This window comes from Rathayibacter sp. RFBD1 (assembly GCF_002932915.1).
Lineage (GTDB): Bacteria > Actinomycetota > Actinomycetes > Actinomycetales > Microbacteriaceae > Rathayibacter.
In genome coordinates this window covers 22,978-35,494 of record NZ_PSWQ01000011.1, presented here as the reverse complement: position 1 = coordinate 35,494, position 12,517 = coordinate 22,978, and the positions used below count along the sequence as shown (strand labels likewise).

Genomic DNA, 12,517 nt, shown 5'->3' with positions numbered 1-12,517 from the left:
GCCTCGGAGGGTGTTCCTGACCGAGCCGTACGGCTTCCGCGACCGCTCCGCCCTCGACGAGCGCCGGGCCCTGCTCGAGGACGAGCCCTCGGTGCAGCCCCTCCGGGCGTTCCGCGAGGAGCTCCTCGCCCGGCGCACCCGCAGGCATCCGGGTGCCGTGGTGCCCGACTTCGACCCTGCCGAGGCCGGCGTCGAGGCGCGTGCGCTCATCGTGCTGGAGGCCCCGGGACCGATGTCGGCCGGCCCCGACGGCTCCGGCTTCGTCTCGGTCGACAACGACGACGCGACCGCCGCCTCGACCTGGACCCTCCGCGACGAGGTCGGACTGCACGCCCGCACCCTGGTCTGGAACATCGTGCCGTGGCAGCTCGACGGCGCCCCCGACGCGGACGAGGTGCGGCAGGGCGCGATGGAGCTGCGCCGGCTCCTGCCGCTGCTCCCCGACCTGCGGGTCGTCGTCAACGCCGGGACCGCGCCGACCAGCGGCTGGAAGAAGAACATCGAGCCGTACCTGGTCGACGGCCCGACGGTCATCGACTCGTGGAGCCCCGGCCAGCGGGCGATGAGCCAGCCGCGCAAGCGCGACGAGCTGAAGCGCGCCTTCGAGCGCGCGACGCACCTGGTCGGCTGAGCCCCCGGGGCTCCGAGGCGTCACGAACGGTCGTCATCGGAGCCGGGAGGCGGCCCTTCGCGACGCCTCGACCGCCGGCGGGCGGTCCGCTCAGGCCGAGCGGGCGTCCCGCAGCGCGTCGGCCGACTGCTGCGCGGCGCGGCGGACGTCGCGGTCCGGGTCGCGGAGCATGCCCGTCAGGACGGCCTCGACGCTCGCCGCGAACTCGCCCTTCGCGTCGCGACCGGAGGAGATCCCCGCCAGAGCGGCCGCCACGAGAGCGCGCGCTCCGGCCGCGCGGACCCGGGGGTGCTCGTCGGTGGTCAGGCGGGACAGCTTCTTCTGCCCGCCCAGCACGCGCTCGGCGCAGACGCGGGCGCACATCTCGCGGACGCGCCAGGAGGGGTTCGCGAGTCCGGCGGTCACCGCGTCGGCGGCGTCGTCGTCCCAGACGTAGAGGAGCGCGCGGGCGCCCCAGAGCTCGGGCCAGTAGAGGGAGGGCGCTCCCTTGAGGATCCCGTCGGCGTGCTCGCCGCCCACGGTGAGGAGGAAGGACTCGCCCTCGTACCCGCCGGTGAGCAGGGCCGCGGATCGCAGAGCGACGTTGCGCTCCCCCTCGCGGGCGACCTGCGCGCGCAGGCGCTCCTCGAGCGGATCGGTGAGGGTGACGGTCGGTTCGTTGTCGCGTGCCATGAGGCTCCCGAGAGTACTCGCCCGCCCCGCGCCTTCGAAGACCCGCAGCGTTCGGCGCCGCGGCGGTCGGCCCTCTCCGTCCTGCGGCGATGGTCCGATCAGCACTCGTGCCACCTGCTGGTCGAGTGGCGCCGCAGGGACCACGGCTGAGGGACGCCTGGTAGATTCGATCCGATCGACCCCCTCCCAAGCCTCTCCGCGATGCTCACATGGGAGGGGCCTTTTTCTTCGGCACCGAGGTACTGCGATGGCACGGAAACCGAGCCTGTCGTGGAAGCAGCAGGTCCAGCTCCTCCGTGACCGCGGGCTCGGCATCGCCGACGGGGAGGCCTGCACGAGCTACCTGGTCGCGCAGAACTACTACCGCTTCTCCGGGTACGCCCGCTACTTCCAGCGGGCTCCGCACGACGGGGACGACTCGTTCGCGGACGGAGTCCCGTTCGAGGAGGTCCGAGCGGTCTGCGACGCAGATGAAGCGCTGCGGCAGAGCCTGCGTGCTCGACTGGCCCGTGCCGAGATCCTTCTCCGCAGCCGTACGGCTCATGTCATCGCTCGTGAGCACGGCCCGTACGAGTGCTATCTCGAGAAGAGCTTCTACTCCGAGTCTCCGAACGCGGAGTCGACAATCGATTCGTGCCTCCGCGACATCGAGCGCAGCAGGGAACGGCATGTCCTCCGCTTCACGGAGCTCCCCGGCGGCAGGGGCGCGGCCGCCTTCGGCGAGCTACCGGTGTGGTCGGCCGTCGAGGCCTGGTCCTTCGGAACTCTGTCGAGATGCATCGAGCGAGGGGCACGAGGATCGCTTGCGGGGGACGTCGCGTCCGGTCTGGGAGTCGCCCGAGCCGGTTTCGCCTACCGGGTCCGCGCACTCGTCTACCTGCGCAACCGGTGCGCTCACCACAGCCGGCTCTGGAACCACTCCGTGATCGATGCGGGCCCCACGCCCAACAACGTCCGCGCGAAGGCGAAACGTCTCGCCGGGCAGTTCACTCCGCGCTCGGTCGTGGACGTCATCGCTTCGTAGGACGACATCCTCCTACGAGGAGCGGACGCGGCCCCGATCCTTCCGGAGCTCGTCGCCGAGCATTCCCTGCACGACGTGTTCTGGCGAGGGCTCACGACGCCCCGGAGCCCCCTCGATCATCGAGGACCGCAGTGAGAGCGACGCGACCGGGACGGTCCCGCCCGCCCCGCGCCACGGCGGATCCCGCAGCGGATCGGACGATGCCCGCCCGCTCAGGAGGCGCCCACCGGGAGGTCGGCCCCGCCTGACTATGCTGGTGCCACCCCCGGCAGCCGAGCCCTCTGAGCCTCGTCCGCGCCGGGGTGGCGCGGCTCACCCGCCCGGGGAGCGGAGGAGGTCCTCTCATGGCCGATCGGCCGAACCTCCGCCATGTCGCGGCGGTCGCGGGCGTCTCGCACATGACCGTGTCGCGCGTGCTCAGCGGGCACCCCAACATCAAGGAGTCGACCCGCCAGAAGGTCCTCGAGGCGGTCGACGAGCTCAACTACCGGCCGAACATCGCCGCCCGCTCCCTCGTCACGCAGCGCACCGACCGCATCGGCGTGATGATCGAGAGCGGCGCCGAGTACGGGCCGTCGAGCACCCTCCGCGCGATCGAGCGCGCCGCCCGCGAGAAGGGGTACTCGATCACCTCCGTCGCGCTGCGGCCGGACCTCGAGATGACCCCCACCGACGCGATCGACCACCTGATGGGCCTCGGGATCGACGCGCTCTGCGTGATCGCGCCGCGCTCCTCCTCCGTGGCGACCCTCCGCACCGTCGAGATCGGCGTGCCGACGCTCGTGGTGAAGAGCGACAAGGATCCGAGCTTCCTCACCGTCTCGGTCGACCAGCAGGCCGGCATGTTCCAGGCCGTCGACCACCTGGGCAACCTCGGCCACCGCGACGTGCTGCACCTCTCCGGCCCCCTCGACTGGCTCGACGCGCGCGCCCGCGAGCGCGCCTTCCACAGCCGCGCGAAGTCGTGGGGGATGCACGAGCGCCCCATCGTCATCGGCGACTGGACCCCGGACTCCGGGTACGACTTCGCCGCGAGCCTGCAGTCGGTGCCAGACTTCACCGCGATGGTCGTCGCGAACGACGAGATGGCGCTCGGAGTGATCCACGGCCTCGTCGAGCGCGGAATCCGCGTGCCCGAGGACGTGAGCATCGTCGGCTTCGACGACCTGCCCACCGCCCGCCACTTCCTCCCGCCGCTGACGACGGTCCGCCAGGACTTCGACAAGCTCGGGACGACGGTCGCCGAGGTGATCCACGCGAGGATCCGCGGCCAGGAGATCCCGCAGCGCACCCGGATCCCCACGGAGCTGGTGATCCGCTCCTCCACGGCCGCTCCCCGATCGTGACCCTCCTGTTCCCGTCCCGCCGCATGCGCTCGCGTATCATCGGCGGCAGCCCCTGGCACGCCGGACCCTGACGGCGCGCCGCACACGAACCGAGGACGGCACGTGGCGATCTCATCGAGGACGACCCGGAGCTCCGCGGCACCCGTCGTCGAGATGACCGGCATCCGCGTCTCCTTCGCCTCCGGACCCGCTCTGAAGGACGGGAACCTGCGGCTGGTGCCGGGCGAGATCCACGGGCTGATGGGCGAGAACGGCGCGGGCAAGTCCACGCTGATCAAGACGCTCACCGGCATCCACCAGCCCGACGCGGGCGAGATCCTCGTCGACGGCGTCGCCCGGCGCTTCAGCGGCCCGGCGGAGGCGAAGGCAGCGGGCATCACGGCCGTGTTCCAGGACGAGCGCCTCACCGACAACCTCAGCATCGGCGAGAACGTGATGCTCGGCCACGAGGTCCGCGGCCGCTTCGGCATCTCCTGGTCGCGCACCCACCACCGCGCGGCCGAGATGCTCGCCGAGCTGGGCCTGGAGGACCTCGACCCGCACCTGCCGCTGCGCTCGCTCTCGCCGGCGATCCGCCAGCTGGTCGCGATCAGCCGCGCGATGGTCGACCGTCCGCGCGTGCTCGTGCTCGACGAGCCCACCTCCAGCCTCGACCTCAGCGACGTGGCCCGCCTCTTCACGGTGCTGCGGAGGCTGCGCGACCAGGGCGTGGCGATCCTGTTCGTCTCGCACTTCCTCGAGCAGGTCCTCACCCTCAGCGACCGGCTGACGGTGCTCCGCGACGGCGGCACCGTCGGCGAGTACCCGGCGCACACCATGGACCGCGCCGAGCTGATCGCGAAGATGATCGGCAAGGACATCGACGCGCTGCGGCAGATCGGCTCCGACCGCCGCGAGCACCGCCGCCAGCCGGTCGGCCCGGCGATCTACCGCGCGCACGGGATCGGCCGCCGCGGCGCCGTGGGCCCGACCGATCTGGAGCTGCATCGCGGCGAGATCGTGGGCTTCGCGGGCCTGCGCGGCTCGGGGCGCACCGAGCTGGCGTCGCTGGTGAGCGGGGTCGAGAAGCCGGACACCGGCGAGGTGCTGATCGACGGCGAGCCCGCGCACATCTCCGACCCGGTGTCGGGCCTGCGCCACCGCATCGCCCACTCGAGCGAGAACCGCCGCGAGGACGGGATCATCGGCGACCTCTCCCTCCGCGAGAACCTCGTGCTGGGCCTGCAGGCTCTGCGCGGCTGGGCGCACCCGCTCTCGGCCGCCGAGACCGACACCCTGGTGCGCACCTACGTCGAGGCGCTGAACATCTCGCCGGCCGACCCGGACATCCCGGTGAAGTACCTCTCCGGAGGCAACCAGCAGAAGGTGGTCCTCGCGCGGTGGCTCGCGACCCGTCCGCGGCTGCTCGTGCTCGACGAGCCGGCGCGCGGGATCGACGTGGCGTCGAAGGTCGAGATCCAGGCGCACATCGCGCAGCTCGCGAAGGAGGGGGTGACCGTCGTCTACATCTCGTCCGAGCTGGAGGAGGTGGTGCGCCTCAGCGACCGCATCGTCGTGTTCAAGGATCGCGAGAAGATCGGCGAGGTGAGCAACGGCCCCTGGCTCACCGTCGACACGATCGTCGAGATGATCGCCGCCGACCGCGACGACGACCTCGACGACGACGACGACTGACCTCCCCCGCCGGCCGGGCGGCCGCACCGTCCACCGGGTCTCGATGAGCCGTCCGGGCTGCTCGACCGTCAGGACCTCGGCGCGCCGGCGGGTCCCGCTCGGGCGCCGGGCCTGCGAGGATCCGGGGGTGGACGATCAGCGACCGGACGAGCTCGCGGAGCTGCAGCGGCGCGCGTACGGCCGAGGCTCCGACATCGAGCGGGACCCCGGCGCGCTCGCCCGGCTCTCCGCGCTCGAGGCCCGCGTCCGTCCCGCCCTCGGCACCGCACTGCCGGACGCGGTGGTTCCCGCGGTCTCCGGGGACGCGGCGCCGGAGGACGCGGCACCTTCCGCGGACGCCTCCGCCGACGAGGAGTCCGACCCCCTCGGCCACGTCCCGCCCCGCCGCTCCCGTCGGCGCGGCCTCCTCCTCCTCGCCGCGCTGGCCGCGACGGCCGCCGTCGCCGCGGGGGCCACCCTCCTCGCCACCGCCGGGGACGGGCAGCCCGGCCGCGAGGTCGCCGTGCTGCCGCTGTCGAACGGCACCGACCTCCCCGGCTGGGAGGGACTGGGGTTCGACGGATCGGTCACCACCGAGGACTTCGGCGGGCTCACCGTCGTGCGGCAGAGCCTGCCCGCCGACACGGGGCTCACCGTCGTCCGGCAGCGCCGCTCCTCGACCGCCGGCTCCTGCCTCTACATCCTGCGGACCGCCGAGCCGCAGGACGGCCTGTTCTTCCAGGGCTGCACGGCCGGACCGTTCCCCGCGGTCGCGCAGTTCACCGTGACGTCGGCGGCGCCGGAGGCCCTGCGCGAGCGGTTCCCGATCGGCACGTCCCTGCGGTTCGCCCTCGAGGGCGACGAGATCCGCGTCCGATCCGACGCCCCCTGACCGCTCAGATCCCCGTCCGCCCGTGCGGATCGCCCACCTTCTTCGACTCGCTCGACCCGCGCTCGCGCAGGAACACGGCGAGCGCCGCAATGCTGCCCACCGCGAGGAACTCCGACTGCCAGTTCTGGAGCGTCCGGTTCCAGAAGTCGGCGGAGGAGACGTAGCCGAGCCAGTCGACGGGCGCCTCCAGGCTCGTCAGCTGCTCCTCGTTGTAGGCCACGACGCCCGTCACCGACTGCGCCGCCCAGGACAGCAGGAACACCGCCCCCATCACCAGCAGCAGCGAGTGCGAGAACAGCGCCTGCCGCAGGCCGCCGGCGGACGCCGAGGGCGGCGAATCGTCCTCCGCGGACGCGCCCGCCTTCTGCTGCTCGTCGGTCTCGAGCCCCTCCTCGCCCACCCGCTTCGACTCGGGCGACCCGCGCTGCACGAGCCAGACGGTCGCGCCGATGTAGAGGAAGAACTGGAGGTACTCCGACTGCCAGTTCTCGGCGACGTCGATCGCGAAGTCGGAGGAGGTGACGAAGCGCCAGTAGCCGACCTCCCGCAGCCCCTCCGCTGTCTGGGTGTCGTTGTAGGCGGCGAGCCCGGCGAACGACTGCCCGAGGAGAGCGAGCAGGAAGATCGCGAGGAAGAACAGCGAGAGCCCGTTCTCGCGCAGGAAGCGGCGCATCCGGCTCACCTCCCGAGGATCCCGACGGCGAAGAACCCGATCAGGCCGAGCACGATCACGGCGTAGTAGAGGGCGGAGACGGTGCGCACATCAGCTCCCGTCCAGGACGCAGTCGAAGGGCGCGTCCGCCACCGGCGTGCAGCCGGCCGCGCGCACCAGCCAGCCGTCGTCACCCGGGGTGAGGAACACCGCGGTGCCGCCGGAGCGCACGATCGCCGCCCGGCCGTAGACCTCGGCGTCTCCTGCTCCGTCTTCCGTGATCCCGAGCTCCAGCACGCCGTCGGGGCAGTCGCCCTCCCGGTCCTCCACGGCCTCGCGGGCGGAATCGGTGAGCAGCGCGCACGCCGCGGCGCCGTCGGCGTCGGCGAGCGCGGAGAGGAAGGCGTCGGCCGCGTGGCGGGCCGCCGCGCCGTCCGCGGAGCATCCGCAGAGCGCGAGCACGAGGGCCGCCGTCGCGGCCGTCGCGGGGACGGAGCGCGATCGAGGGAGCATCATGGCCAGGGAAGCTACTCCCGGGCCCGACCACCGGGCAGAGGGTTGCCATCGGGCCCTGCGGGGCCCCGCGACCGGATCGTTACCGAAGCGCACCGCGGTGCTGTTGCGTCACAAGAATTGTTCACGGTAACATTTCGACGCGGCGCTGCTTCGGCCGGCGCCCACTGCACATCCTGCACTCACCGCACCTCGGGCCGCTAGGCCCGCATTCGAGGCCCTTCGGGGTCCACCATCTCGGGCGCGCTCTTCGTGCCCGCGATCTCAAGGAGGAGATCTATGTCCAAGACGAGGCGTATCGGCCAGTTCCTGGGTTTCGCAGCAGTCGGCGCACTCGCGTTCGGACTCGCGGGCTGCTCGGGCGGTTCCGGCTCCGATTCGGGCTCCGGCTCGAGCGGTGACCTCACCACCGTCGGCTTCGTGGCCGTCGGCCCCGAGGGCGCGTGGCGCCAGGCGAACGAGACCAACATCGAGGACACGTTCACCAAGGACGCCGGCTTCGACCTGAAGTACGCACCCGCCACCAACGGAGACCAGAAGTCGCAGATCGACTCCTTCACCTCCTTCGTGGACGAGGGCGTCGACATCATCCTGCTCTCCGCCACGGAGGGCTCCGGCTGGGAGGACTCGCTCGAGCGCGCCCAGGAGGCCGAGATCCCGGTCATCCTGATCGACCGCGGCATCGAGCCGGACAACACCGACCTCTACGTGACCCGCATCGCGCCCGACAACATCGCGGTCAGCACCTCGGTCGCCGACTGGGCCAAGACCACCTTCCCGAGCGGCGCGAAGTACTTCACGCTCGAGGGCCCCGCGGGCGTCTCGGTCGTCAACGAGCGCAACGAGGGCTGGGACGAGGTCATCGGCGCCGACTCGAAGTTCACCAAGATCGGCGCGCAGACCGCGAACTGGTCCACCGAGGAGGCCAAGAGCGTCTTCGAGACCGTCCTGAAGTCGAACAACAACGACGTCCAGCTGGTCTTCGCCCAGAACGACGAGATGGGCCTCGGCGCCGTCCAGGCCGTCCAGGAGGCCGGCCTCACCCCCGGCACCGACGTCAAGATCGCCACGATCGACGGCACCAAGAACGCCCTGCAGGCGCTGGCCGACGGCGAGCTGAGCTTCGTCGCCGAGTACAACCCGCTGTTCGGCGAGACCGCCCTCGACGCGGTCGAGAAGACCCTGGCCGGCGAGACGGTCGAGTCCTCGATCGTCGTCCCGAGCGAGACCTTCGACTCGCCCGAGGCCGCCGCCACCGCGCTGCCCGACCGCAAGTTCTAGTCGCTCAGCACCACCGGTCGCCCGGCGTCGTCCTCGACGCGGCACCACTCCCCCGGAGCGACCGGGGCCGGCCCACCCGCCGGCCCCGGTCGCTCCGACCCTTCGGCGCACCTGTTCGGCTGCGCCCCGCTCGAGAACGGAACGACGCGACATGACAGGTTCGCCTCCGATCGTCGAGATGAAGAACATCTCGATCAGCTTCCCCGGCGTGAAAGCCCTCGACGGCGTCGACTTCCGCCTGTTCCCGGGCGAGGTCCACACCCTCATGGGTGAGAACGGCGCCGGCAAGTCCACGCTCATCAAGGCCCTCACCGGCGTCTACCGCATCGACAGCGGCGACATCGTGATCGACGGGGAGACCCGTCGCCTGACCGGCACCGCCGACTCGCAGGCCGCGGGCATCTCCACCGTGTACCAGGAGGTCAACCTGGTCACGAACCTCTCCATCGGAGAGAACGTGATGCTCGGCTACGAGGTCCGCGGACCCTTCGGCATCAACTGGAAGGCCACCCACCAGGCCGCGAAGGTCGCGCTCGAGAAGCTCGGCCTCGGCCACCTCAACACGCGCCAGTCGCTCGCCTCGCTCTCGATCGCGATGCAGCAGCTGGTCGCGATCAGCCGCTCGACGGTGAGCGACTCCAAGGTGCTCATCCTCGACGAGCCGACCTCGAGCCTGGACGCGAACGAGGTCGAGAACCTCTTCGTCGTCATCCGCCGCCTCCGTGCGGAGGGCGTCGCGATCCTCTTCGTCTCGCACTTCCTCGACCAGGTCTACGCGATCAGCGACCGCCTGACGGTGCTGCGCAACGGCACCTTCGTCGGCGAGTACCTGACCCACGAGCTCGACCGCACCTCGCTGATCTCGAAGATGATCGGCAAGGACATCGCGGCGCTGCGCTCGCTCGACTCCGAGCGCGAGAGCCAGGACCACCTCTACCGCGACGCCCCGCTCTACACCGCGAAGGGCATCGGCAAGAAGGGCTCCATCGAGAGCACCGACCTGACGCTGCACCGCGGCGAGGTCGTCGGCTTCGCCGGGCTCCTCGGCTCCGGCCGCACCGAGCTCGCGCGCCTGATCTACGGCGTCGACAAGCCCGACACCGGCGAGATCACGATGCACGGCAAGAAGATCGACGTCCCGACGCCGACCGCCGGCCTCGCCCACAAGATCGCGTTCTCGAGCGAGAACCGCCGCGACGAGGGCATCATCCGCGACCTCTCGGTCCGCGAGAACCTCATCCTCGGCGTGCAGGCCAAGCGCGGCTGGGCCCGCCCCCTCTCCAAGAAGGAGAAGGACGAGATCGTCGGCAAGTACCTCGTCGAGCTCAACGTGCGCCCGGCCGACCCCGACCGCCCGATCAGCAAGCTCTCCGGCGGCAACCAGCAGAAGGTCCTCCTCGGCCGCTGGCTCGCCACCGCCCCCGAGATCCTCATCCTCGACGAGCCGACCCGCGGCATCGACGTCGGAGCGAAGGCCGAGATCCAGGAGAAGGTCGTCGCCCTCGCCGGCGAGGGCGTCGCCGTGGTCTTCATCTCGTCCGAGCTCGACGAGGTCGTCCGCCTCAGCGACCGCATCATCGTCCTGAAGGACCACCGCGTGATCGCGGAGATCCTCAACGGTCCCGCTGTCACTGCGGAGTCGATCGTCACTACCATCGCCGCAGAGGGAGTCGTCGACGAGGACGTCGTCGTCCTCGAGAGCGCCACGCAGGAGGCCGCATCATGAGCAGCGACACCCGACCCGCCCGGGGATCCGTCCTCGGCGGGATCATCCGCCGCCAGTACTTCTGGGGAGTCGTGGCGATCGCCCTGCTCCTCCTCGTCAACGTCGTCAAGGACCCGGGCTACCTGGCCGTCTCGGTCAGCCCCACCACCGGCTACCTCGTCGGCAACGTCATCGACATCGCCCGCGCCGCCGCTCCGATCCTGATGATCGCCGTCGGCATGTGCCTGGTCGTCGCGACCGGGGGCATCGACCTCTCGGTCGGCTCGATCATGGTCGTCGCCGGCGCCGTCTCGATGGAGTTCCTCAACTCCGCGGGAGCGCCCGACTCGCTCGGCGCCGCAGCGGGAGCCTTCGCGGTCGCCCTCCTGGTGGCCGCCGTGCTCGGAGCCGTGAACGGCGTCCTCGTCTCGGTGGTGGGCCTCCAGCCCTTCATCAGCACGCTCGTCGTGATGCTCGCGGGCCGCGGCCTGGCGAAGGTCATCACCGGCGGCCAGAACACCGCCGCCACCAACGAGCCCTTCCGCTGGCTCGCGAACGGGTACGTCTTCGGGCTCCCGGTCGTGTTCCTCCTCGCCATCGCCATCGTCGTGGTCGTCGGAGTCCTGGTGCGCCGCAGCGCCCTCGGCCTGATGATCGAGGCCATCGGCATGGACCCGAAGGCGGCCCGCCTCGCGGGCATCAACCGCCGGGGCCTGCTGATGACCGCCTACATCGGCAGCGGCATCCTCGCCGGCGTCGCGGGCGTGTTCGCCACGGCGAGCGTGATGACGGTCGACGTCTCGCGCACCGGCTACCAGCTCGAGCTCGACGCGATCCTCGCGGTCGTCATCGGCGGCACCTCGCTCGCCGGCGGCAAGTTCAACATCACCGGTGCCGCCGTGGGCGCGATCCTGATCGCCACCCTCGACAAGACCGTCGTGTTCCTCGGAGTCTCGTCCTCCGCGACGCCCGCCTTCAAGGCGATCGTCATCGTCGCGCTCTGCCTCCTGCAGTCCGAGCGCGTCCGCTCCGCCTTCAAGTCCCGTCGCGAGGCGCGCCGCAGCGTCCCGCAGAAAGAGGCGATCCCCGCATGAGTGCCGTGATGACCCGCTCCGCCCCTCCGGCGAGCACCAAGCGCACCTCCGGGGCGCGCGGCTGGCTGAGCCAGCACCTGGACAAGCTGCCCACCCTGGCCGCGCTGATCATCTTCTTCGGGATGATCGTCTACGGCGAGGCCGCCTACGGCCGGATCCTGCAGGCGAGCACGATCTCGAACCTGCTGGTCAACAACGCGCACCTGATCATCCTCGCCGTGGGCCTCACCTTCGTGATCCTCACCGGCGGCATCGACCTCTCGGTCGGCGCGGTGATCGCGTTCAGCAGCGTGAGCGGCGTGCTCCTGATCAACGCCGGCTGGAACCCCTGGCTCGTGATGGTCCTGATGGTCGTGATCGGCGCCCTGTTCGGCGTGATCTCCGGCGTCCTGATCCAGTACTTCAACGTGCAGCCGTTCATCGCGACGCTCGCGATGATGTTCCTGGCCCGCGGTCTCGCCTCCATGCTGAGCACCGTCCCGGAGCGCCTCCCCGAGGACTCGGCCGTGCTGAGCCTGGCCACGCCGATCAAGCTGATCGACGGCCCGAAGGTCAACGACTTCGTCATCAGCCCCGGCGTGATCATCGCGATCCTCGTCGTGGCCGGCGCGTTCTTCGTGCTGCACCGCACCCGCCTGGGCCGCACGGTCTACGCGATGGGCGGCTCCGAGCAGTCGGCGGCCCTGATGGGCCTCCCGGTGGTGCGGACCAAGCTGTTCATCTACATCATCAGCGGCACGCTCGCCGGTCTCGCCGGTGTGGTCTACACCGCCCGCCTCGGCAGCGCGCAGAACATCACCGGCACCGGCTGGGAGCTCGACGCCATCGCGGCGACCGTCATCGGCGGCACGCTGCTCACCGGCGGCGTCGGGTTCGTGCTCGGCTCGGTGGTCGGCGCCCTGGTGCTCGGCCTGATGAACGTCCTGATCACCCGTGACGGCGGCATCCCGCCGGAGGCGACCACGATCATCACCGGAGGCATCCTCCTGGTCTTCGTCCTCCTCCAGCGCGCCGTCATGGCCCGCAGCAAGACCTGACCGGGCTCCCGCCCGAT

12 protein-coding genes are annotated in these 12,517 nt (G+C 71.1%); 9 read left to right on the top strand and 3 right to left on the bottom strand.

Features of this window, described 5'->3' with window-relative positions:
• Positions 1-10: 10 nt before the first annotated feature.
• Positions 11-631 carry a uracil-DNA glycosylase gene (locus tag C5D50_RS05530; RefSeq protein ID WP_258060547.1) on the top strand — a complete coding sequence of 207 codons (621 nt, stop codon included), beginning with the start codon at positions 11-13 and terminating at the stop codon, positions 629-631.
• A gap of 90 nt (positions 632-721) precedes the next feature.
• Here the strand turns inward: C5D50_RS05530 and C5D50_RS05525 are convergent, their stop codons facing one another.
• Positions 722-1,303: a HEAT repeat domain-containing protein gene (locus C5D50_RS05525; RefSeq protein WP_244230570.1), complete on the bottom strand. Its 582-nt coding sequence runs from the start codon at positions 1,301-1,303 to the stop codon at positions 722-724.
• A gap of 247 nt (positions 1,304-1,550) precedes the next feature.
• Between C5D50_RS05525 and C5D50_RS05520 the strand changes: the two genes are divergently transcribed.
• The 4 genes from C5D50_RS05520 (at position 1,551) to C5D50_RS05505 (ending at position 6,218) form a co-directional block, all read left to right on the top strand.
• Positions 1,551-2,327 carry an Abi family protein gene (locus C5D50_RS05520; RefSeq protein ID WP_258069563.1) on the top strand — a complete coding sequence of 259 codons (777 nt, stop codon included), beginning with the start codon at positions 1,551-1,553 and terminating at the stop codon, positions 2,325-2,327.
• A 344-nt stretch (positions 2,328-2,671) separates the two neighbouring features.
• Complete coding sequence (locus C5D50_RS05515; protein ID WP_104238662.1) at positions 2,672-3,673, top strand: LacI family DNA-binding transcriptional regulator; 1,002 nt, start codon at positions 2,672-2,674, stop codon at positions 3,671-3,673.
• Positions 3,674-3,826: 153 nt separating this feature from the next.
• Positions 3,827-5,347: a sugar ABC transporter ATP-binding protein gene (locus tag C5D50_RS05510; RefSeq protein ID WP_104261089.1), complete on the top strand. Its 1,521-nt coding sequence runs from the start codon at positions 3,827-3,829 to the stop codon at positions 5,345-5,347.
• A gap of 127 nt (positions 5,348-5,474) precedes the next feature.
• A complete protein-coding gene (locus C5D50_RS05505) occupies positions 5,475-6,218 on the top strand; it encodes a hypothetical protein (RefSeq protein WP_104282987.1) in 744 nt (247 codons plus the stop codon).
• A 4-nt stretch (positions 6,219-6,222) separates the two neighbouring features.
• On the opposite strand, the gene C5D50_RS05500 is transcribed toward C5D50_RS05505, so the two are convergent.
• The gene (locus C5D50_RS05500) at positions 6,223-6,891 is read right to left on the bottom strand and encodes a DUF6766 family protein (RefSeq protein ID WP_104282986.1); all 669 of its coding nucleotides are present in this window, start codon (positions 6,889-6,891) and stop codon (positions 6,223-6,225) included.
• A 90-nt stretch (positions 6,892-6,981) separates the two neighbouring features.
• A complete protein-coding gene (locus C5D50_RS05495) occupies positions 6,982-7,386 on the bottom strand; it encodes a hypothetical protein (protein ID WP_104282985.1) in 405 nt (134 codons plus the stop codon).
• A 276-nt stretch (positions 7,387-7,662) separates the two neighbouring features.
• Between C5D50_RS05495 and C5D50_RS05490 the strand changes: the two genes are divergently transcribed.
• The 4 genes from C5D50_RS05490 to C5D50_RS05475 all read left to right on the top strand — a co-directional run bounded on the left by C5D50_RS05490 (position 7,663) and on the right by C5D50_RS05475 (position 12,500).
• Positions 7,663-8,664 (top strand): ABC transporter substrate-binding protein, encoded by a 1,002-nt coding sequence (locus tag C5D50_RS05490; RefSeq protein ID WP_104238659.1) that lies wholly within the window; start codon positions 7,663-7,665, stop codon positions 8,662-8,664.
• A 151-nt stretch (positions 8,665-8,815) separates the two neighbouring features.
• Positions 8,816-10,390 (top strand): sugar ABC transporter ATP-binding protein, encoded by a 1,575-nt coding sequence (locus C5D50_RS05485; protein WP_104222393.1) that lies wholly within the window; start codon positions 8,816-8,818, stop codon positions 10,388-10,390.
• Complete coding sequence (locus C5D50_RS05480) at positions 10,387-11,463, top strand: ABC transporter permease (protein ID WP_104238658.1); 1,077 nt, start codon at positions 10,387-10,389, stop codon at positions 11,461-11,463. The genes C5D50_RS05485 and C5D50_RS05480 overlap by 4 nt, the downstream gene beginning before the upstream one ends.
• The gene (locus C5D50_RS05475) at positions 11,460-12,500 is read left to right on the top strand and encodes a sugar ABC transporter permease (RefSeq protein ID WP_104222391.1); all 1,041 of its coding nucleotides are present in this window, start codon (positions 11,460-11,462) and stop codon (positions 12,498-12,500) included. Before C5D50_RS05480 ends, C5D50_RS05475 begins: the two co-directional genes overlap by 4 nt.
• The last annotated feature ends 17 nt before the right edge of the window (positions 12,501-12,517 follow it).